The organism is Lutispora thermophila DSM 19022, assembly GCF_900142105.1.
In the GTDB taxonomy this organism is placed as follows: Bacteria; Bacillota; Clostridia; order Lutisporales; family Lutisporaceae; genus Lutispora; species Lutispora thermophila.
The window spans coordinates 82,625-103,905 of sequence record NZ_FQZS01000004.1 but is presented as its reverse complement, the minus strand read 5'-3'; the positions used below and the strand labels follow the sequence as shown (position 1 = coordinate 103,905).

Sequence of the window (21,281 nt, the reverse complement as noted above, 5' to 3'; positions counted from 1 at the left end):
GCCATGCTATTACAGGTTATACTCCTTAATCTTGTATCTTAATGCTCTTTCGCTTATTCCTAATACTTCAGAGGTTTTCTTTCTGTTGTCGCCATATTTCTTCAATGTATGCATGATAAGCTTCTTCTCTACTGATTTCATATTCTCTCCGATATTTATTCTTATCACATCATCTTCTTGTTGAATATTGATGTTTTTATCAAAAAAATCCTTTGGCAAGTCTTTTATAGTTATAAAATCTTCTCTTGTTAGAGCAATAGCCCTTTCTATTGTATTTTCAAGCTCTCTTACATTTCCTTCGAACTCATATCTTTCGATGGCTTCCAAAGCTTCAGAAGTAATACCTTTTATGTTCTTATTGAGCATCATATTGTATTTTTTTATGAAATAGTCTACCAACTTGGGTATATCTTCTCTCCTTTGTCTAAGAGGAGGCATGTCAATATTTATGACATTAAGCCTGTAGTATAAATCTTTCCTGAAAAGATTAGCTTTCACCATTTCCTTTAAATCCCTGTTGGTTGCGCATATAAATCTCACATCGGCTTTTATGTCGTTAATGGAACCCACCGGTCTTATCTCCTTATTCTGCAGGACTCTAAGGAGCTTTGTCTGTAAGCTTATATCCAAGTCCCCTATTTCATCAAGAAAAAGTGTACCTCCTTCGGATAATTCGATTATACCTTTACGATCTTCATAAGCACCGGTAAAGGCTCCTTTTTTATAACCAAATAGTTCACTTTCCAACAAATTGGCAGGAATAGCGGAGCAATTAATTACATTAAAGGGTTTATCCTTCCTTTTGCCCTGAAAATGTATGGCTCTTGCCACAAGTTCTTTACCAGTACCACTTTCTCCTGTTATCAGCACATTGCTATCTATATCTTTGACTCTGTCTATGAGGTCATAAACTTCTTTCATCTTTTTTGAGCTTCCTATTAAATTATAATATGCGCTTCTCTCATATATCTGACTGCTCAGATCTTGTATCTTGTCGTTCAGCGCAATGTTTTCCAGCGCCTTTTCAAGTAATAACAGCAACTCATCGATGTTTATGGGTTTCGTTATATAGTAGAAAGCCCCTGACTTGATGGCTTCAACAGAGGATTCTATACTTCCATAGGCTGTCATTATGATAACCGCAGTCCTCGGACTTAGGGACTTAATTCTCTTTAAAAGGCTTATACCGTCAGCGCTGCCAAGTCTAAGGTCCAACAGAACTATTGAAATATCCATACTGGATACCGTTTTCATTGCAGATTCTTCATCTTCTGCAGTATATATCTCATATTCATCTTCAAGAGCAAAACTCAGCGAATTGCATATTGATATCTCATCATCTACAATAAGCAGCTTCTGCATATATATCATCTCCGGCCTTGTTAAATGTGATGGTAAATGTTGTCCCTTCTCCTTCTTCAGTATCTACGGTTATATTTCCATTGTTTTGTAATAAAAGCTGATAGCTTACATATAAGCCAAGTCCTGTACCGCTTGCCTTTGTAGTGAAAAACGGATTGAATATTCGATTTAAAATACTTTTATCAATACCGCAACCATTATCTTTTATACAAAGATTAACATAATTTCGTCTTTCTTCAGCCTGAATGGCTATTCTTTTTTCATTCTTATTCATGCTTTCAACAGCATTCAGCAATATATTGATAAGTATCTGCTGAATATGATTTCTGTCGAATACTACTGTAATATTCCTTTCAATATCTATTTCCATTTTAATTGCCTTTTCTTCTATATGCTTTTTTAGCAATAGCAAAGCATTATCAACAGCTTCATAGAGATTTATCTCTTCCATAAAAGGTTTTCTTGGCTTAGAATACTCCAATAAATCTCTTACAAGCTTGTCCAGTCTCTCTATCTCCTGAGGTATGTCCTTAGATATCATATCCCTGAACTTTGCATCATCTATTTTTTTCGGTATGAGCTCGGCATAGGCTTTAATAGCAGTCAATGGATTTCTTATTTCATGCGCTATGCCTGTTATCAAATTTCCAAGGGATTGCATCTTGTCCTTTGTTATAATGTTTTCTTGTATAAGCTTTTCTTCTGTTATATCTCTGAAAATTAATATTATCTCCTCGTTGCCATCTATATTATGGATCAATTGTGCCTTATAATTTATGAACACCTTTCTGTCATTTATTTGAATTTCTTTATCTACGCTTTTTCCGGAAAGTTCATCCCTTGAAAATAGGTCTTTTATATAGGTTTGCCTATAATCTGAACCAATGAGTTTATCATGTTCCATATCCAGTATTTTTACCGCAGGTTCGTTGGCAAAGGTGATTATATTATCCTCATTAATAGTTACGACTCCGCTGAAAATTCTGTTTAAAAGCTTTTCCCTGAAATCTTTTTCAAGCTTTATCTGTTCAGTTCTCTTATCTACTTCTTTTTTCAACATACTATTCCAGCGGAGAAATAATATCATAACTACAGCAAACACCAATGTAACTGCAATTGTAAGCATAACATATTTTCGAATTTGCCATGTAGGATAACTAACGGTCCTTCCAAACCATTTTCTATATATAATGTCGTAGGTTCCATTTCTTTTTATCTCTTTAATACCTTTATTAACTATATCAAGAAGTTTCGTATTCCCTTCCTTCACTGCCATGGAATATATTGTAGGATTAAGAGTCTTTCCTACTATTTTAATCTCATCCCTGATTCCCATTTTATCTATCAGGAAGACGCCTGTAAGTGTATTTCCTATGAAGGCATCAGCTTTTCCTTGCATTAAACTGTGTATTGCTTCTTCTTGATTTTCAGCATATACGGATGTATAATGCCTTAATCCGTATAGTGTGGATATAGCCGCATCTCCCCTTTGGAGAGCGATTCTTTTGCCGTTTAGGTCTTTGAAATTCCTGATATCATCATTTGCAGCCAACACAAAAATTGACTGGGAGTTTTCCAAGTATTCATCGGAGAAATCATAATACATATCTCGTTCTCTGCTATATTTCATGCCCTGAATAATGTCTACTTCTCCATTTTTTAATTTTTCACATGCTTCGTCCCATGACATGGGATAGAATTCTATCTCTATTCCGGTGGCAAGAGCTACGGCCCTCATAATATCCACATTAAATCCTGTATAATTATTATTATGATCTAACCATTCATAGGGAGGAAAATTGTTATCACCAGCAACCTTAACTACAGTATTGCTATATTCTTTAGTTGATAATCTATATTCGGAAATACACAATACTACCATAAAGACAGCTACAATGGTTGCCAAAATATATATGATTATTCTTCTTTTTCCCATATTCCCCACCGCACTTTATAATTTTCGGAGAAAGGCATTTATTATTTGTGATATATGTTTGCTATAACAACTTCAGCATTATTTTCTGCCATGTTTCTTATTTCGTAGTTTATGCCATGCCAATCATGGTCATTTCTAATTAACAGCATATCTCCCTGTGCCAGCTGGATAGATTGCTGTCCTGGGAACCTCAAAATTATGGAACCTTTCACAGAGTATATTGCTTGTACATGATTCTCAAATGTCTCTTTTCCTTCAAAGGTTATGGTTCGCCATTCATGTTTTTCAAGTACCAAAGCTTCCAGTTGACCTTGGCAACCATCTCTCATCATCAGATTAAAATCTGTAGCTTGTCCTATGCTTCTTGTAGTCCAGCTTCCACTGAATGAATCCTGCTGGAATTTTCCCAGAACTTTCTTATAATGCCCCTCGTGTTCCAGTATAATTTCCCCTTCAAGAATCATAATTATCCTTTCTATGCCCGGCAGTGAAGTAAAGACAGACTCATCTGCCTCAACGGTGGCAGAGCTTAAACGCCATATGAAATTTCTCATTCCGTAGTCTGCATTCTCAGGATAGATGGCCAATTGGGTTGTAGTACCCCCTGACCATGTGCTGGTTTTCTGTTGTTCCTTGGTTATAAGTTTTATCTCATAATTCATTTTTACTTCATCCCATTTCTACCATAATAGAGATTTCTTATTTATAGTGTAAATTATAATAATATGGCATGCAAACATAATTTACATATTTTATTATGCATTTTCATATATTCTGCTAAAATTCCAAAACTATGGATACAGCTTCAGTCTCTTTCCCTCATCATGGTCTGAATGCTTACCTGCCAATGTTGATTCCGGAATTTGAAAGAATCCATGATTTAAAAATAGGCCTTACCTCTGAATATGCGAGGTAGGACCTATTTCATTCTTAGAATTTACATTGTTACTACTGTACCAGCTCTTCCCTCTAATGCATCCACAGCTTTATAGAGAGAAGTGATTATTGCCTTTTTGCCAGGTTTGGATTTTGCAAAGTTAACAGCTGCCAAAACCTTAGGTAGCATGCTGCCTGGCGCAAAATGTCCCTCTTCGATATATTTTTCAGCCTCAGCAACTGTCATGGTAGCTAAATCCTGCTGATTGGGTTTCTTGAAGTTTAGTGAAACCTTCTCTACTTCTGTGAGGATCATAAGGATATCTGCATCCACGTCTTCAGCCAGTCTTTCTGCAGCCAAGTCCTTATCTATTACTGCTGCAACGCCTTCCAAGGTTCCGTCTTCTTTTTCTATAACAGGTATGCCACCACCGCCAACGGTGATTACTATAGTTGAATCCCAAAGTCTCTTCACAGAGTCAAGTTCCACAATCTTCACAGGAGCAGGTGAAGCAACTACTCTTCTCCAACCTCTGCCTGCATCTTCTTTCATTACATAGCCCTTTTCAGCAGCGATCTTTTTAGCTTCTTCTTCTGTATAGAAGGGTCCGATAGGCTTTGTCGGATTCTTGAATCCTGGATCGTTTTTGTCTACCACTACTTGAGTAACCAAGGTAACTACAGGAATATTCTTTCCCCTCTTAGCAAGTTCCTGTCTCAATGCCTATTGTATATGATATCCTATATATCCCTGGCTCATGGCTCCGCATACATCAAAAGGCATTGCAGGTGTTACATTGGATGCGGTCTCGGAAGCAAGCACTATTCTTCCTACCTGAGGACCATTTCCGTGTGCTATTGCTATTTCATAACCTTTTTCGCTTATCTCTGCTATATATTTCGCTGTCTTTTTTACAACCTCCAATTGGGCTTCCGCAGTCGCAGGTGTGCCAGCCTCTTGGAGGGCATTTCCGCCTAATGCTATAACAACTTTTGTTGCGCTCATGTTTTTCTCTCCTTGTAATTTTTATAGTAAATATATCCTTAGAGTATAGAAGATTTATGTTCTATGAAAGAAGCTTTTTCCTTTTGCATTGCATTTGCAAAATCTCCTTATGTTACAGGTATATATCACGATTTTGCCATGATACGGATATTATAGTGTAGCTACAAGTACTGCCTTTATTGTGTGCATTCTGTTTTCTGCTTCATCAAATACCACAGAGTGTCTGCTGCGGAATACTTCATCGGTAACTTCTCTGATATCGTAGCCTTTATCCATCATTTCTTTTGCCATCTTTGTTTCGAAATCATGGAAGGAAGGCAAGCAATGCATGAAGATTACATCAGGGTTATTGGTCTTTTTCAGCATATCCATTGTAACCTGGTATGGTGAGAGCAATTTAACTCTTTCAGGTATCTTGTCTTCTTCGCCCATAGAAGCCCAAACATCTGTGTATATTACGTCAGCATCCTTAACAGCTACATCTACATCATCGGATACTTCGATTATAGCACCGGTTTCTTCAGCAATAGCCTTTACTTGGTTTATAATCTCTTCGCTTGGCCACAATTCCTTTGGTCCCAAAGCTACATAATGCATTCCCATTTTTGCACATCCATACATCCAAGCATAGGACATATTGTTTCTTGTGTCTCCAACAAATACAACTTTCACCTTGTTAAGTGGCTTTGCCACATGCTCTTCTATGGTGAGTAAATCAGCAAGTATCTGAGTTGGATGATCTACATCTGTAAGTCCGTTCCAAACTGGAACTCCTGAGTATTTAGCCAAATCTTCTACTACAGATTGCTTGAATCCTCTGTATTCTATACCATCATAGAATCTTCCCAATACCTTTGCAGTATCTTCCAAAGATTCTTTCTTGCCCATCTGTGAGCTGTTCTGGTCAAGATATGTTACATGGGCTCCTTCTTCCAAAGCAGCCACTTCAAATGCGCATCTGGTTCTTGTTGATGTCTTCTCAAATAGAAGAACTATGTTCTTGCCTTTAAGAAGATAATTGTATATTCCTGCTCTCTTCTTTGCTTTCAGGTCATGGGACAAATCCAACAAGTATCTAATTTCCGTTGGTGTGAAATCCATCAATGTTAAAAAGCTTCTTCCTTTCAAATTAACTGCCATTTGTATATTCCTCCTTACTTTTTCTTTGTGGTATTCCCTTATGGTATTGGCGCGCGGTTTAAGTATTTCTTTTAAGTCAATCCACTAAGCTCTGAGTTCTGGCTCTTAGCTCTTAGTTGAAAAATCATAGTTCTTCTCTGCATAGCGGCATGCTCATGCATCTTGGGCCGCCTCTTCCTCTTACCAATTCAGAACCGTCAATTTCCACAACTTCTATGCCGTTTTTCCTTAAAACCTCATTGGAAGCCTCGTTTCTGCTGTATGTCACAACTACACCAGGAGCTATTGCCAACGTATTGGTGCTGTCATTCCATTGTTCTCTTGCAGCAGTAATGGCATCACCTCCACCGCTTTCTATGAGTTTAACTGAAGGAATTCTAAGTGATTTTTTCAGAGTATCTACTAAATCTGTTTCAGGTGTAACAGTTATTCCATTGTTTTTGCCTCTTGTAAGCCTATAAACTTCTACTTTGTCCTGAATTCCCGGATATATGGTGAATTTATCGTAGTCCACCATTGTAAATACTGTATCCAGATGCATAAAGGCTCTGATAGGCGGTATTCTAACCGCAATTATCTCTCTTAATTCCTTCATGCCTGAGAAGAGATTTCGTGCCAGTATTTCTATAGCCTGAGGCGATGTCCTTTCGCTACATCCAATGGCTACAACTTCTTTGCTGAGCACAAGCATATCCCCACCTTCCAAACTGTGGGGTATGGTATAGTCATACCAGAGAGGTGATTGATCTTTGTTAAACAAAGGATGATTTTCGTATATATACTTTATAAGCATTGGTTCTCTGCGCCTTGCATCTGTGTGCATAGAGTTTATGCTTATGCCATTGCCCATAACAGCGGCAGGATCTCTCATAAAGTATAAATTTGGAATAGGATTTATATATAAAGGATAATCTGCATCAATATAATCTGTCAAGCTATATTCTCTGTCTTCTAAATTAACGTCCTTTTTCTGCAAGCCTGCTATTGAAATCTCCACCAATTCTTCTGGAGTTCTGTTATACATGTAATCATACAAGGCCTGATGAAGTTCCAAGCTGTCTATTTTGGACTGCTTAAGCAAGTCATAAATAAAGTTTTTTCTTACTTCTTTATCTTGCAGCACTTCCGCCAGCAGGTCTTCTACATAAAGAACCTGAGCTCCTCTTTCTCTGAGCACATTAGCAAATTCATCATGCTCAATCCTCATCTGTTTCAGCCATGGTATATCGTCAAACAACAACTGGCGTAAATAATCAGGAGTAAGCCTTTCTAATTCCTTTCCGGGCTTATGAAGAAAAACAGCTTTTAGTTTGCCTATCTCCGAAGTGATGTTCAATAAACCTCTCTGCGTCTCATCACCCATTTATATTGCTCCTTTCTATTTTCTGTTGATAATTTACTTAATTTACCTTAAGTATATACTTTATTTTAGATTATAACAAGCAGGGCTAATTTACATAATTTTCATTAATAGTTATTATGTGTATTCTAATGCATATTTATTTATCTAATAATTTTTGCAAGCATTTAATTTAAAAATTTTCAATCAATGTATACCTTGTCTTTTATACATTCTCATTATAGTAATTTCAAGTTGTATGCAATATATGTATAAAAATTTAAAACCAAGAATAAAAAATTTTTATTTTTTTCATTAAAATTTTTTAATAATTACATAAAAATGCTTCCTACAGGTTACAAAAAGGCTTCTGTGGGAGATTCCCAACAGAAGCCTTTCAGCAATCATAGGATCAAAGAAGATATGACATGATTGAGTATTTTTGGAGTTCTATAAAACAAATCCTCCTTCAGGACTCTTTCTGTCAACTTATGTAAGTCTTTTCCCCAAGGCCCAATGTTGATACAGGGCATTGAGCTTTTTTCAATTTTATCAAAAGGTATTGAGTAAATGGAACCATACAAAGGCATATTCCCCTTCAAATTCTCAGCAATTTCCTGTCCATTTTTTATATAAGTATAGCTTAGATCGGAAATGCCTGTAAAAAAGCATTCCCTTTCATAGGGCTGCTGGAATTCTTCCATGGCATATTTTGCTATATCACAAGATATATTTTTAATCCTGATATCAAGATTCTCAATGTTAAAATTGGACACATTGGGATAATATGGTGGGGCTAGTCCTATAACTACCCGTGGAGACAGATCATCTATGAAATCAAAAATTCTTTCAACCAGGTCAAAATTTACATCTGCCATAGATTTCTGACCTGTCACGACTTTTCTTCCTGCTTCTGCCAATGCCTCATCATATTTCCGGATGAAAACATCCGGGTAATTTTCATTAGCTTCATCATAAAGTTCCTTATAGGTTAGAACCTTGGGCTTCCAAGGCAGAGGTTCATATGTTCTGTTGATATTATGGCAGAATTTTTCGTACTTCATATTCATGTGGTCTATCAGTTCTGAAAAAGCCTCCATGCATATTTTCCTTATAGCATTGATAACTACTACAGGATCCTTATCCAAAGTCAACAGGCTCATATAACCATAGGCACTCAGAGGCATGGAAACGTCATAATGAGTCTTGCCGTCTTTAATATGCAGCCATGTGGGTGGAGGAGAAGCTTCGCCTTCAATAAAATCTGACAATTCCAGGTTCAATTCTGTTTTGCTTACAATCCTGGTGAGCAGACTCACAGGATTAAGTCCTTCAAAAACCTTGCCTGCATGGGACAGATATCCACGGACATAAATAAAGGGCATAATCTTTCCTACGGAACCTTCTGATATGATGCCTGTATCCTTTTTTACTCTTTGATGGGGTTCCGAATTTATCATAAGCATATATTCCAAATCAAATTTTTGCCTGAGTTCATCTATAAGCCCAACGGCACTTCTCATTCCTGCAGACAGATTTTCTTCATCAGGTACGGATAAGTACAGCATATTTCCCTTCAGATTTTTCATTTTTGCATATCTTTTTAGCAAAGCAAGTTGGATCGCTGCCCCTCCTTTCATATCCGCAGTACCTCTTCCGAATATGTAATCACCGCTATCTAAATCTTCTCTGGCATCCTGCGGCAAATCCTTTTTAATCAAAAGAAGCTCCCTCTCCAGTTCCTTAGGTGAAAAAGCACAGGATTTCAATGTTTTAAAATCTTCGACATCCACAACATCATAGTGGTTTATAAGTATGATGGTATCTTTTCCGGTTCCTTTAACTAAAGCCCAGAATACATTTCTTCCTAAAGGATCTTTATCTACGGGATAAAAGCCATAGTCATCAGGTCTTTGCTTAAAATATTCAATGCTGTCAAATAATTGTCTATAAAAACCTTCCATATTCTTTTCGTATACAGTATTAGTATCACTTTTTACCTTAACCATGGAATAGAAAATATCCTCTATTTCCTTTTCTATATCCTTTAGTATTTCTTCTTGCATTCTAACCCTTCTTTCAATTAAGAAATAAGAAATATATCAATTAATTATATTATATAGTGTCTTGCATAAATTTCAAAAAAATAAAGACTCCTTTTGGAGTCATTTATTTACATGGATCCTATTCTCATATTGTCTTTATGAAGATAAACTTCTATTGAATTCGTTAATATGTCACAATAACTATAGGAAACTGCTCTGCCCGCGTCTTCAGCAACATCACTGTCTATTCGTACAACGAATATGTTAGGGTAAGTTTTTTCAATTATTCCTTCCCTTACTGATATTCTCTTTCGACCTTTATTGGCTTTAAGCACTACTCTTTCCCCGACATGTATGTCAACATTCCTTTTGATGAGGGATAGGCTGTTTTTTGAGGCCATAAAAAATCACCTTCCTTCCCAACATCTAATATTTTATCATATATTATGGAATATGTCAAATTTGGGTCAAATATTATATCAGATGCTGTATGATTAAGTCAAATATATTTTTTAAGGAAAATTAAGAGGCATAAACAAAAATCGGCATGTTACGACAGGTCTACAATATATCCCTCAAATATTCTTATAAAAACTTTTATTTATTATTCTTCATTTCCAATCCAACAGCCATGTTCATAGATTTAGACTATCTTCATCTCTTCATTGCTTCAATTTTTTCTTAAGCAAAAACTAATACTCATGGAATTGAAGCTGTTTGTCTTCAACCCCATGAGGCTGCAAATTTCTCCTTATCAATTTGCTTTAGTTTCTCAATTGGAATCAAAATAGTCGATGATGCTCTGTGCTATGGCCTTAGCTGCTTTCTTTCTCATATCCGGGTCTGTCAGCTTGCTTTCATCCTCGGGATTTGTTATATATAACAGATTTATTTGAAGAGTGCTGCATTTTACTTCCTTAAGCATGTAGAAATCTGCAATTCTGAGTCCCCTGTTTCTGCTTTCCAGCTCTTTGGAAACATTCTGAAGTATAATATTTCCCAGATTTGTAGCTTCTTTATCATCTCTGTAGCAGTATGCTTCAGTACCTGAAGCGCTTTGGTTAGGAAATGTTCTTTGGCAAATGGATATAAAAAAATCAGGCTTTACTCTATTTGATATTTCTGCTCTGTCGCACAGGTGTACATGTTCTTTGTCTCTTCTTGTGAGATAGATCTTGGCTCCCGTTTCTTTCAGAAGTTTTTCTATCTCCTGAGCTATAGCCAGGTTTACTTCCCCTTCTCTCGTACCCTTCGGGCCTTTAGCTTCATAAATGTCTCCTTCTCCCGATGCAGGGTCAAGAACTATTATTTTGCCCTTGAGGGGCTTATTTCCCTCCGGAAGTTCCATTTCTTCAATTTTGATACCTGTATAATAATAATGGAGTATTTTCCCATAATCCATCCCTCTTCTAGCCATTTCTTCTGCTCCGGTTATGCAAAGTCCTAAGCCATGGCCTGTGCCTATGCAGCTGATGAGGAATCTCACAGGCATATAATTAAACCTGGTAGAGTTCAACCCCAGCTTCTCCACTATCTCTGTCCCTTTAAAAAATTTTCCTCCTATTTCAAGGGATTTTATCCTTCCTTGATCATCTATATCAAGATTTTCAAAAATACCTTTTATATTATAGTAAATATCCTTGGGTTTCTCTATTCTTACATTCAATAGTCTTTCCAAATCTTCCAGAGTAAAGAACTTATCCTTTTCTTCATCATCGAATCCTTCACAGTATTCGCAAAAAATCTTCCTTAAATAGGTGATGCGGCTTCCTATAACATTCTCAGAGTTTTCAGTGGAACCGCCGCATCTGTAATGATAATATGGTTTTATAGGTTTCCCATCAAAAGTTATTATCAAATTTTTTGTGTCCTTTACAGCCTGTGCTATCCGCTCACTTACATTTATTTTCGGCAGGCCAAACTCAAGACAGTGACCGGGTTCGGTGCAGAGAGTATATCCGTTGTGCTTCTCACAGCCATGTCCGCCATATATATTAAGCTTCCTTGCCAATTCCGTCCTGGCAATTATGGCAAAACATTTGACAGTTTCTATATGAAAAGTATCCTTAATGTTAATGGCAGCCATTCTGCCTATCAACTCATCTAAGTCGAGGGAGAAGCCTTTGGAGTTTTCCCAATCGAATATATTACACTGCATTTGCGTCTCCTCCCTGCTTGTAATTATAGCGGGGTTTAGGAGCGCCGTCTCTAAGCTTACCTCTGGTCTGAAGTCCTCCTATTCCATCAATTCCTGATACGGTCAGCTTTGATATTTCCTCAGGGGATACGATTTTATCTATAGGTGTTAGTGCCACTTTGCCACAAGCTTTTACAGGGTCCAGAGCATGTATCAATATCCTGTCGGGGGAACTGGCAAAGTTCGCTCCAGCCTTCAATATTGCCTCATAATGAGACTGACATGCTCCTGCGATGATTACAAGTTCATCCAACGAGGGTTGCACTTCTCTTGCCTCTTTCACAGACTGGATAAAGCTGCCGGAGTTTCTGTAGCTTTTGATATCAGCCAAATCCTTGCTATCCTTTAATAAGCCGTCATGCCCTGTGATCACCAGAATATCAGGTTTAATTTTCTGAAGCAGCGTCTTTATATATTTCGGCTGCTCCTGTTCCCTTAAATCATATCCAAAGGCTTCAATGCCCATATTTTCATATTCCTTCAAACATAGCTTGAGATACTCACCGTCACCATCCAAATGAAGAACCCTGCCAGGTCGCACAAATTTGTTACTACCTTGTCTACTTAGCCCTCCCCTTTTTTTGGTTTTTCTGCTTTTGCTTGATGTTTCCAGTTTCCTTGCAAATACTTCTCTATCCTGGGCTACTTCTTTCTCTGACAAGACTATCAGGTCTGTTTCCGGGGAGTCTGCCAGAAGCCTTACATTTACACCCCTAAGCAGGAATCTCCTTCCTTCATCTCTGTTTTCTTCTATATCGCATACCTTGAAGATTACATCGCAACCATAGGATTTTCTCCCCACATAATCGCCAAGTTTAATTGCCACTTAGTCTCACCCCTATCCTTTTGGATGTTATACTACATAGTATGAAATCTCCATAATCGGGGTGACATGAGTTTTTTTCGACTTAGGTTATTATATTCCTCAACTTATTTGCAAAATCCAACATGAATATTTTATCATCTACTGCTTCATGGTATTTCTTTATAAATTTTTTCTTGGACCATTGGGTTTTTCCGTTGTAATATCTATCTGTGATCCTCCAGAATCTCTGGGGAAACTCGGACAGTGAAAGTATGAGAATAAGTTCATCGTCAGTAATGGGCTTTATCCTGTCATAATCCATCAACATATCAATAGCTATGTCAATATTGAAAGAAAATCTCCTCATGACCCTCTGAATTACGGCGGCTATATCATAACATGGCAACTCATGGCAGCTGTAGTCAAAATCTATTACGTTTATCAAGCCTCTCTCGCTGATAATTATATTGTGATATGTATAGTCATGATGGCATATGGGCTTTAAACTTTCGGCAGCTTTGCACAACAACTTGTATCGTGAGTTTCTCAGGGTGTCATAGGCTCTCCAGGCCATTTCCATAAAAAAGTCCACATCTTCCAAAAACATTTTGTCAAAATCATCCTTATGTTTCTTTTTCTTTGTGTTTTCTTTCATCTCAGCTAAATCGTTTATCTTTCTAAGGTAATTCTTTTCCCATTTGCCTATATCATTTCTTTCTGCTGCTCCCGTGGGAGGTATGTACCCTTGTCCATAAATATGAAGTTGAGCCAAAGTCCTCATGGCCGCCGACCTGTCATAAGGATTCAAAAAGCTGCATTCTCTTCCGGCTATGAAATCTTCCATAACAAATATTTTGCCTTTTTCTATTACAAAAGGCAGTCCTTGGTTTGAAATTAAAAACCTATCCAGATTCGGAAATCCTCTCTTGTATATATATTCTTTTAAACCATGAATATATAGAAGTTTCTCGGGTTCTTTTTTGGATTGCTTTATTATCTTAGGCCCCTTATCTGTATATGCCAGATAGACGCCTCTCAAAGGTTTGATTTCCATAACCCTGGTTTCAAACCTTGATGCAATAGCTTCTATATTCATAATGAATCCTCCTACGATAATTCATATCTTTTAATAATATGAAATGAAGGTTTTCATTATTAACAAATTATCTATAATTTCTTAACAAGTTATCCACAACATATACACATTCTGTGAATAAGCCAATAATCTAGTGGATAACAAAGCCAAATATGTATCGGTTGAATCTCAACAGCTTGTATATATCCACAATTTGTGGATAACTTTCTTAAATATTTATTAGTCACTGTCAATTAAAATTGAAAGAAACATATTATAAAGTAGTGAGCATAGAATATTGCGGAGGTGGCTTGATGATCATCGGTATAGACGCCAGGGCTGCATATTGGTACCGAGGAACAGGCATCGGCACATATGTGTACCAACTTATTCACAAGCAATGCCAGTTGGATCGTAAAAATAACTATTATGTTTTGGTTCCTAAGGATTCAGATTACAGTTTTATCTGGGGACAAAATTTTCACGAAACTCCTGTGGGCAATGTGAGAAAGGATAGGTTTTGGGAAGAGCTTGAGATAAAAGAAGTACTTCTCGATAGAAAAGTGGACTTGTATCATATACCACAAAACGGCATTGGAATGCCTAGAGAGAAGGTTTGTCCCTTTGTAGTGACCCTTCATGATGTAATACCCATTACCATGCCGGAAACGGTAGGACCATATTATCGTCAAAAGTTTTTAGACAGCATACCTGAAATATTGGATAAAAGCGATGCCTTCCTTACGGTTTCTGAATTTTCCAAGTCCGATATCTGCCGAGAGCTGGGCATACCTGAAGATAAAGTATTTGTAAGCAAATTGGCGGCAGAAGATATTTATTCTCCTGTGGATAAACAGTTGGCAAAGGCTTACATAAGAGAGAAATATGGCATAGAAAATGATTTTTTTCTTTATGTAGGCGGTTTTAATCCAAGAAAGAACATTAAATCACTGCTTTTAGCCTATGCCTATATGAAAGATAAGTTGAAAAAGGATTACAAAGTAGTGATTTTAGGAAAGCAAGGCCGATCTTATGATGACCTTGTAACTCTCAGTCATCTTCTTAAAATCAGCAATGATTGCATATTCACCGGTTTCATACCTGTAGATGATATGCCATTATTCTATAACGCTGCGTCTGTCTTTGTATATCCTTCTCTATATGAAGGCTTCGGCTTGCCTGTAGTTGAGTCCATGGCCTGCGGGACTCCCGTCATAACCTCCAATGTAACTTCCTTGCCGGAGGTTGTGGGAGACGGAGCCATAACCGTATCCCCTGATGATTATGAGGCTATAGGTGATAACATGCTTCGTCTTGTAGAAGACGAGAAACTTTATGCAGACATGAGAAAAAAAGCATTGGAAAGGGCTGCGCTGTATTCCTGGGATAAGACGGTTAAGGATACCATAGAAGTATATGAATCAGTCTCTAGTCGCTAATAGCTGGTCTATCTGCATAAGGATTCCTTTAGGGCCGGGCACGGGTGCGAAGCTTTAAGTATTCCCTCCCCGTCCTTGCACGAGACATGAGGTTTTGCTTCCTGTGTTTCTCTGAGGTCGGGTTGCAAGTTGCGGGCTGCGCGCTTCGTGCCATGTTTTGCATAATCTAGTATGTTAATTACGGATCTGAATCAAAAGAAGACAATAAAAAAGGAACGATTCATTTGTACTAATAGCTATATCCTAGCCTTGGGACAAAAAGAACCGTCCCTGGTGCCCCTAAATCCGCTTCTGGAATTCTTCAATGAATTCCCTCCTTGATATTGTGTATTGGGATTTGGTATTCATCTTGTCCAAGTAATCTCTGTCTCCCCAGTCCTTCTTCTCTATATAGTATTGTCTTGATATCTGCCAGAAGTCCTGAGGAAAGAGGAAAAAGGGTATCAGCACCTTCAGTTCATCATTGCTTATGGGACTTTCTCTATCGTAACATTCTATTATATATAGGGCCTTATCTATGTCCCATCCCGTCTTTTTCATGTTTCTAATTATAAGGCTTCCCACATCATGAATCCTTATATCCACAGCGCAATAATCGAAATCCAAAACATAAAGTTTGCCATCAAAGGATTGAATGAGGTTATGATGTGCATAGTCATGGTGGATAAATCCATTGTCTTCTTTAGCTTTGCTTACTAATTCTTCATAGGGTGAGTTAATAAGAATCTCCAAGGCTTCATGGGCGTCCCCCAGGCACATATCCACATATTCAAGATATATTCTGTCAAAATCGGCTCTGCCCTTTTTTAACAAGGCTCTGAACTTCATTTCATTCATCTCTAATATTCTGTCCTTAAAGTTTTGGGGCCATTTCCCCAGCAGGTTTCTGGAGTCTGGCACCATAGACATGTCAAAGCCTTGAGAAGCCTTATGAAATTTGCTGAGCAAATGGGTTGCAGATTTCAGATCTATGGGATTTTGGTAATCCAATTCCCTTCCATCTACCCATCTTGTAAGATAATATTTCTCTCCATCATATTCATAAAATAGGCTTCCGTCATCTTTGGCCATGTAATCCATCACATTTTCAAAACCGTTTCTTTTCAGATGTTCTATTACAGACATTATGAAGTTCATTTCTTCCTCATCGTATATTACCCTTTTAAGTGAAAACATGCCTTTTTGGGTAGTTATTCGGAAAATATTCCTGACAGGGACAATGTCTATTATCTCTAATCCCATCATGTTGAAGAGTTCCAAATCCAAATTGTATTCCGAAAGTATTTCCCTATCTTTCTGTTTGTTCTCTGTCACAAATGTATCAATTGTCATTGCATCACTTCCTCAAGCTTCTTTGCAATCTCTTTTCTTCTTTCTTCCTTTCTTATGCCTCTCTCCATCTTTTTTAACAGTTCATATTCATTATAATTTTTCTTCTTGCCATAATATCTGTTCACTATTTTATAGAATCTTCCGGGTTGTATGAGCAGTGCCCTTATTATGTTTATCGAGTTGGCATCAAGAGGTTTTAGTGAGGAATATCCCTGAAGGACGCTTTCCAAATAAGCCAGGGATTTGGTTCCCACGCAGCTTTCCAAAAGGGATACCAAATCTGTTTCAATTATGTCATAGCTGCAGTTTTCCAAACTTGATATGAATATGTCTCCATCATCAAGGAGAGTTAAGGAATGTTTTTTAAAGGTTTTGTGGCATAGTTGATTTGTCTGCATGGCCATATAAACCCTTTCCATGTAACCGCTGTTTTTCAGTAATATATATGCCTCTTCCGCCTGCTTAATGTATTCATCTACATATTTGAGAAATATTCTATCGAATTTTGTGCTATAAGTTCCGGATTCTGCTATTTCCTTAAACTTCTTCAGTCGAACCGATTGCACTTTTACCTTGTCAATCCATCTTCCCCAGTCTACCTTTGCTCTGCTTCCTGTCGCCGGTATGAAGTTATTGGCTGCCGTATGGAATTTAGCCAACACCTCTCCTATTTTTCTTCCGTCTTCCTCGGAGGTTATGGAAAAACTCTTACCTTTCATACTATCCTCCAAGACATACAAGCTGCCGTCGTATTTTGTGTAGTATTTCCCTTCCAGAGTCTTACATAATGCAGATATGTTTTTAAATCCTTTGCTTTTTATATGATTATATGCTGAAGCAACAAAAAGCAACTGTGCTTCATCCTTTTTCATTTTTTTAAAAATTTTATCTCCCTGGTTGGTATATGTTAAAATCCCCTTGTCTCCTTCGTGCATGTTGTAAACCTTAAGTCCATATTCATTCTGTATCAAATCTCTGATCTCGCGCCGTTTGAACTTTCCATGCTTCCCGGACACCCTATCACCTCTTTCTGCTCTTAAGCCGTCTATTTACTATTTTTTCTTTCTCCTTCAGAAGCTCTTCATACTTCTCTCTTTTCTTTACAAGCTTCTTCAATATCTTTATTTCATCTTCCAATTCATCTATCCTCTTCTTGTAAAATTCCACGTCTTCTGCAGGTGAAGAAGAATAAATCATCTCTTCATCCAACATTCTGATATCTCTACGATTATGGCCTTTTCCCATAAATATCACCTCTATCTTATTAAAGCCTGATAAACTCATTAAGAAAACTCTACCTCAGCTTGAAATCATCTCTCACATCATTCAATCTTGACATGAAGTTTTCCATAGTCCATGGCTGCTTCTCCACATAATATTGAAGTCCTACCTGCCAGAAATCCTGTGGGAAAAGGGCAAAACATTTTATCACTTCCAATTCCCGCTGATTTATGGGATAGTACTTGCAATATTCATTTAGTATGAAATCCGCCTTGGCAATATCCCATATCCCGTGTCTCATGTTCCTTATCACAAGGCTTGCAACATCGTGAAGCCTTGTGTCCATTATGCAGTAGTCAAAATCAATGATCCTCATTTCTCCATAAGGAGTGATCAGAAAGTTATGCTCTGCCATGTCGTGATGGCAAAATTCCCCTCTCTCCATGGCTTTTTGCGAAATATCATAATAGCTGCTTTTTTCCAATAGCTCTATTGCCTCATAGCCTTGTTCCATGAAAAAATCTATAAGGGGATAATAGGCTTCATCAAATTCATCCCTTACATCCTTGCTTTCAATGGTTTCTTTGAATAGTTTCATTTCATCCAGTCTTTTTCTGAAATTCTGAGGCCATTTACCGTAATATATCCTTGGCTTTGAATCTTCAGGAGGCTTGAAATCCTTCGCAGCTTTATGAAGATCCGCCGAAAGCTTAATGGCCTTCAGCAAATCATCTCTCTTCTTGAACTTGCACTGCCTGCTCTCAATCCAAGGCAGGGCATAATATATATATTCTCCATCTTCTATACATATGTCATTATCCAAGGTCATATCATAGGAGATTGGTGCAGTAAAACCTTTTAGGGTTAGATGATTTACCGCTGAGAATACAAAAAGAAAATAACTTTTTCGGGCATGAGCCCTTTTAAAGCATTTCATACCCTTGTCTGTATGCAACTTATATATTTTCCTTACCATTTCTTTACCCAGGATTTTGAAACCATATCTCTCCTCAACATATTGCCAATCCATCGCAATATCTCCTATTATGGTTTTTATGATAATATTTATATCATTATATGTATAAAGCCTAAAGGCGGTTACAAACATGGAACTCAGAGATTAGAGCTCAGGATTGTAAATTGCCCTTGGATCGGATTGCCATTGTCGGAAAATTCCTTTTGGGTTAGTCTCCGGCCACCAGCGTTTTAAGTATATATTGTGAATTTGTGAAAAATTTGGTAGTATAGTTTTATAAATACAAAGGGGGTTCTTTGAATGTTGGTTATGAAAAAGAACGGTACCTTTCAGGAGTTTGACATTGAAAAGGTCAAGAAAAGCATCGACAATTGCAGGTGCAAAGTTGACTGCTACATGAACCAAGGTGATATCCAAGCCCTTGCCAGTCAGTTTCACAAGGTGTTTTTACAGGTTACAAAGGATAACAACCATACGTCTTCATATGAAATAAGAGGCATTGTATATCATGTATTGATGGAAAACGGTTTTAGAAATGTAGCGAAATCTTATATGGACTTATGCTAGGTGTTCTTGTGCCATTGCCATGACTCACTTCTCTGTCACAAAATTTAAATATAATGATTATAATATATTATGTTGCGCGTATATTTAAATTAGCTTAAGTTTTAAAAACGAGGTGAGCTCATGCATATATGCATAGATGTAAGAGGTGCAAAGCTATATGCCGGAACCGGCATAGGAACATATACCATGAGGTTGATGCAGAACATTCAATCCATCGACAAAGAAAATTTCTATACCTTTTTTTGGCCCAATGGAGGCTATGAGCATTTTGCCAACAGAGAAAACACCAAAGTAATATTATTCGGTGAAAGAAACAAAAAATTCTGGGACGAGTGCTATCTGCCTAAAAGATTGAAGAGGCTGAGGCCGGATGTTTTTCATCTTCCCCAAAACGGTCTTGGCCTTCCCTTTCATAAATATTCCAAATATGTGGTTACTGTACATGACTTGATACCCTATACCATGCCTGAAACCTGCGGCAAAAGCTATCTGGATAAATTCACTACAGAAATGCCCTTCATATTGGATAAGTCCGACTTAATTATTACCGTATCCCAATATTCCAAGGATGATATAATAAAGTATTTTGATGTGCCTGAAGAAAAGATAAAAGTCATATATTTGGCGGCAGACAGCATGTTCAAGCATATGGACAAGGATGTTGCCTGGGATTTGCTCAAGCACAAATACAGCTACTCTACAGACTATATTCTATATATAGGAGGCTTCAGCCCAAGAAAAAATGTCGACGGACTCCTGAAAGCATATAAGGCCATATATAAAGAGCTGCCCGGTCGCTATGACCTTATGATACTTGGATCGTCAAAGGATAATCACTATGAAATGAAAAAAAAAGTAAAGGCATTGGGCATAGAAGAGAGAGTCGTCTTCACCGGTTACATCCCCTACGAGCATCTGCCTTTGTTTTATAATTGTGCAAGCCTTTTCGTCTATCCATCTTTTTACGAAGGTTTTGGACTCCCTCCCCTTGAGGCTATGACCTGCGGCACACCTGTTATAACTTCCAACGTGACCTCCATTCCGGAAATAGTGGATGGCGGAGCCATTCTTGTGGATCCTAACAACTTGGATCAACTGGCACAGTCAATGTATGATGTACTTATAGATACTAAATTGAGTCAGGAGTTATCATTAAAGGGAATGAAAAGAGCCTATCAATTCTCATGGAAGAAGACAGCTCTTGAAACCATTGAAGTTTATAAGGAGGTTATGAGCATGTAAATATGAATGCCAATGAACCCCTTTTATTTAGCATAAGAAGGGTTCATTGGTGCCACATAAGACGCGACAAATTCCTTCTGCACTATTTCAAAGTGCAGCTTTTTTGCTAATTCGATGGAAGCAACATTATCCTCCCTGGCTATGTACATTGGTACAATATCATCTTCATAGCATCGGTTTATCAATAGCTTTACCAGCCTCTCAGCTATACCCATACGTCTAAAGGCTTCTTCTATCCATACAACAATATTTCCATAACCATAGATAACATCTGAAACTTTACTGTATCCAACCAGTGAATCATCCATGATAGCTAAAAACTTCTTGCTATTCTCCACATATAAAACTTTTATAACTTGTCCTCCTGGCAAACAGATAACATCATTAACATCAAAGGTGCTTGGCACATGTTGGATCATTCTGTACATAAAAGATTGATCATAATTTCTTACTTTGATACCGCTTTGCATCAGGCTTTCATCTATTCCACCCGATGCCAAGTATCGGCATATACCTATTATCTCCTCTTCACTGAAATCTTGAGAACATGACATTGCAATTTCACCATCGTAACCAGACGCAATCAACTTGTAGAAAAAACGCTTGTTCAACGGTACATCTCTTTGCGGGCACAAGCTTACGGCTATTCCGTTTGTATATTTTTTATCCTTCAGTCCCAGATAATTCTCATAAAATAGTTTAAACTCCTTTATAACTTCCACC

18 protein-coding genes and 1 pseudogene are annotated in these 21,281 nt (G+C 37.5%); 3 read left to right on the top strand and 16 right to left on the bottom strand.

The window, feature by feature from the left end; all coding sequences use genetic code 11:
• Nucleotides 1-9: 9 nt before the first annotated feature.
• From BUB48_RS02575 to BUB48_RS02525, 11 genes and pseudogenes are all read right to left on the bottom strand, one after another.
• Entirely contained in the window at nucleotides 10-1,362 is a 1,353-nt protein-coding gene (locus BUB48_RS02575; RefSeq protein WP_073024226.1) for a sigma-54-dependent transcriptional regulator, read from the bottom strand.
• Entirely contained in the window at nucleotides 1,337-3,298 is a 1,962-nt protein-coding gene (locus BUB48_RS02570; protein ID WP_073024224.1) for a transporter substrate-binding domain-containing protein, read from the bottom strand. Before BUB48_RS02570 ends, BUB48_RS02575 begins: the two co-directional genes overlap by 26 nt.
• Nucleotides 3,299-3,339: 41 nt before the next feature.
• The gene (locus BUB48_RS02565; RefSeq protein WP_073024222.1) at nucleotides 3,340-3,960 is read right to left on the bottom strand and encodes a HutD/Ves family protein; all 621 of its coding nucleotides are present in this window, start codon (nucleotides 3,958-3,960) and stop codon (nucleotides 3,340-3,342) included.
• Between the two features lie 275 nt (nucleotides 3,961-4,235).
• Nucleotides 4,236-5,180, bottom strand: a pseudogene (arcC, locus tag BUB48_RS02560) (carbamate kinase).
• A gap of 150 nt (nucleotides 5,181-5,330) precedes the next feature.
• Nucleotides 5,331-6,320 (bottom strand): ornithine carbamoyltransferase, encoded by a 990-nt coding sequence (argF, locus tag BUB48_RS02555; RefSeq protein ID WP_073024220.1) that lies wholly within the window; start codon nucleotides 6,318-6,320, stop codon nucleotides 5,331-5,333.
• A 124-nt stretch (nucleotides 6,321-6,444) separates the two neighbouring features.
• On the bottom strand, nucleotides 6,445-7,683 hold the full coding sequence (arcA, locus tag BUB48_RS02550) for an arginine deiminase (protein ID WP_073024219.1): 1,239 nt from the start codon (nucleotides 7,681-7,683) through the stop codon (nucleotides 6,445-6,447).
• A 380-nt stretch (nucleotides 7,684-8,063) separates the two neighbouring features.
• The gene (locus BUB48_RS02545) at nucleotides 8,064-9,725 is read right to left on the bottom strand and encodes a M20/M25/M40 family metallo-hydrolase (protein ID WP_242944149.1); all 1,662 of its coding nucleotides are present in this window, start codon (nucleotides 9,723-9,725) and stop codon (nucleotides 8,064-8,066) included.
• A 107-nt stretch (nucleotides 9,726-9,832) separates the two neighbouring features.
• On the bottom strand, nucleotides 9,833-10,105 hold the full coding sequence (locus tag BUB48_RS02540) for a Veg family protein (protein ID WP_073024218.1): 273 nt from the start codon (nucleotides 10,103-10,105) through the stop codon (nucleotides 9,833-9,835).
• Nucleotides 10,106-10,476: 371 nt separating this feature from the next.
• Nucleotides 10,477-11,862 carry an N-acetylmuramoyl-L-alanine amidase gene (locus BUB48_RS02535; RefSeq protein WP_073024216.1) on the bottom strand — a complete coding sequence of 462 codons (1,386 nt, stop codon included), beginning with the start codon at nucleotides 11,860-11,862 and terminating at the stop codon, nucleotides 10,477-10,479.
• Nucleotides 11,852-12,727: a sporulation peptidase YabG gene (gene yabG / locus BUB48_RS02530; RefSeq protein WP_073024214.1), complete on the bottom strand. Its 876-nt coding sequence runs from the start codon at nucleotides 12,725-12,727 to the stop codon at nucleotides 11,852-11,854. Before yabG ends, BUB48_RS02535 begins: the two co-directional genes overlap by 11 nt.
• An 82-nt stretch (nucleotides 12,728-12,809) precedes the next feature.
• On the bottom strand, nucleotides 12,810-13,802 hold the full coding sequence (locus tag BUB48_RS02525) for a CotS family spore coat protein (RefSeq protein WP_073024212.1): 993 nt from the start codon (nucleotides 13,800-13,802) through the stop codon (nucleotides 12,810-12,812).
• Nucleotides 13,803-14,095: 293 nt separating this feature from the next.
• On the opposite strand from BUB48_RS02525, the gene BUB48_RS02520 reads away from it, so the two are divergent.
• Nucleotides 14,096-15,220: a glycosyltransferase family 4 protein gene (locus BUB48_RS02520; RefSeq protein WP_073024210.1), complete on the top strand. Its 1,125-nt coding sequence runs from the start codon at nucleotides 14,096-14,098 to the stop codon at nucleotides 15,218-15,220.
• A gap of 279 nt (nucleotides 15,221-15,499) precedes the next feature.
• Here the strand turns inward: BUB48_RS02520 and BUB48_RS02515 are convergent, their stop codons facing one another.
• Genes BUB48_RS02515 through BUB48_RS02500 form a run of 4 tightly spaced genes read right to left on the bottom strand, consistent with a single transcriptional unit; the run spans nucleotide 15,500 to nucleotide 18,803 of the window.
• The gene (locus tag BUB48_RS02515) at nucleotides 15,500-16,552 is read right to left on the bottom strand and encodes a CotS family spore coat protein (protein ID WP_073024208.1); all 1,053 of its coding nucleotides are present in this window, start codon (nucleotides 16,550-16,552) and stop codon (nucleotides 15,500-15,502) included.
• A complete protein-coding gene (locus BUB48_RS02510) occupies nucleotides 16,549-17,568 on the bottom strand; it encodes a CotS family spore coat protein (RefSeq protein WP_073024206.1) in 1,020 nt (339 codons plus the stop codon). Before BUB48_RS02510 ends, BUB48_RS02515 begins: the two co-directional genes overlap by 4 nt.
• Nucleotides 17,569-17,572: 4 nt before the next feature.
• Nucleotides 17,573-17,836 carry a hypothetical protein gene (locus tag BUB48_RS02505; RefSeq protein ID WP_073024204.1) on the bottom strand — a complete coding sequence of 88 codons (264 nt, stop codon included), beginning with the start codon at nucleotides 17,834-17,836 and terminating at the stop codon, nucleotides 17,573-17,575.
• Between the two features lie 10 nt (nucleotides 17,837-17,846).
• Nucleotides 17,847-18,803, bottom strand: coding sequence for a CotS family spore coat protein (locus tag BUB48_RS02500; protein WP_073024202.1), 957 nt, complete (start codon nucleotides 18,801-18,803; stop codon nucleotides 17,847-17,849).
• Between the two features lie 246 nt (nucleotides 18,804-19,049).
• Between BUB48_RS02500 and BUB48_RS02495 the strand changes: the two genes are divergently transcribed.
• Both BUB48_RS02495 and BUB48_RS02490 read left to right on the top strand, forming a co-directional pair.
• Nucleotides 19,050-19,316: an ATP cone domain-containing protein gene (locus tag BUB48_RS02495; protein WP_073024200.1), complete on the top strand. Its 267-nt coding sequence runs from the start codon at nucleotides 19,050-19,052 to the stop codon at nucleotides 19,314-19,316.
• Nucleotides 19,317-19,436: 120 nt separating this feature from the next.
• Nucleotides 19,437-20,558, top strand: a complete 1,122-nt coding sequence (locus BUB48_RS02490; protein ID WP_073024198.1) for a glycosyltransferase family 4 protein — start codon at nucleotides 19,437-19,439, stop codon at nucleotides 20,556-20,558.
• Between the two features lie 23 nt (nucleotides 20,559-20,581).
• Here the strand turns inward: BUB48_RS02490 and BUB48_RS02485 are convergent, their stop codons facing one another.
• On the bottom strand, nucleotides 20,582-21,280 hold the full coding sequence (locus tag BUB48_RS02485; protein WP_073024196.1) for a GNAT family N-acetyltransferase: 699 nt from the start codon (nucleotides 21,278-21,280) through the stop codon (nucleotides 20,582-20,584).
• Nucleotide 21,281: the final 1 nt, after the last annotated feature.

Bases quoted from the DNA above. Each gene is read 5' to 3' on its own strand.
- BUB48_RS02495 (WP_073024200.1), top strand. From the start codon at position 19,050: ATGTTGGTTATGAAAAAGAACGGTACCTTTCAGGAGTTTGACATTGAA.
- BUB48_RS02515 (WP_073024208.1), bottom strand. From the start codon at position 16,552: ATGACAATTGATACATTTGTGACAGAGAACAAACAGAAAGATAGGGAA.
- BUB48_RS02565 (WP_073024222.1), bottom strand. From the start codon at position 3,960: ATGAATTATGAGATAAAACTTATAACCAAGGAACAACAGAAAACCAGC.
- BUB48_RS02535 (WP_073024216.1), bottom strand. From the start codon at position 11,862: ATGCAGTGTAATATATTCGATTGGGAAAACTCCAAAGGCTTCTCCCTC.
- BUB48_RS02520 (WP_073024210.1), top strand. From the start codon at position 14,096: ATGATCATCGGTATAGACGCCAGGGCTGCATATTGGTACCGAGGAACA.
- BUB48_RS02575 (WP_073024226.1), bottom strand. From the start codon at position 1,362: ATGCAGAAGCTGCTTATTGTAGATGATGAGATATCAATATGCAATTCG.
- BUB48_RS02540 (WP_073024218.1), bottom strand. From the start codon at position 10,105: ATGGCCTCAAAAAACAGCCTATCCCTCATCAAAAGGAATGTTGACATA.
- BUB48_RS02490 (WP_073024198.1), top strand. From the start codon at position 19,437: ATGCATATATGCATAGATGTAAGAGGTGCAAAGCTATATGCCGGAACC.
- argF (WP_073024220.1), bottom strand. From the start codon at position 6,320: ATGGCAGTTAATTTGAAAGGAAGAAGCTTTTTAACATTGATGGATTTC.
- arcA (WP_073024219.1), bottom strand. From the start codon at position 7,683: ATGGGTGATGAGACGCAGAGAGGTTTATTGAACATCACTTCGGAGATA.
- BUB48_RS02545 (WP_242944149.1), bottom strand. From the start codon at position 9,725: ATGCAAGAAGAAATACTAAAGGATATAGAAAAGGAAATAGAGGATATT.
- BUB48_RS02505 (WP_073024204.1), bottom strand. From the start codon at position 17,836: ATGAGTTTATCAGGCTTTAATAAGATAGAGGTGATATTTATGGGAAAA.
- BUB48_RS02525 (WP_073024212.1), bottom strand. From the start codon at position 13,802: ATGAATATAGAAGCTATTGCATCAAGGTTTGAAACCAGGGTTATGGAA.
- BUB48_RS02500 (WP_073024202.1), bottom strand. From the start codon at position 18,803: ATGGATTGGCAATATGTTGAGGAGAGATATGGTTTCAAAATCCTGGGT.
- BUB48_RS02570 (WP_073024224.1), bottom strand. From the start codon at position 3,298: ATGGGAAAAAGAAGAATAATCATATATATTTTGGCAACCATTGTAGCT.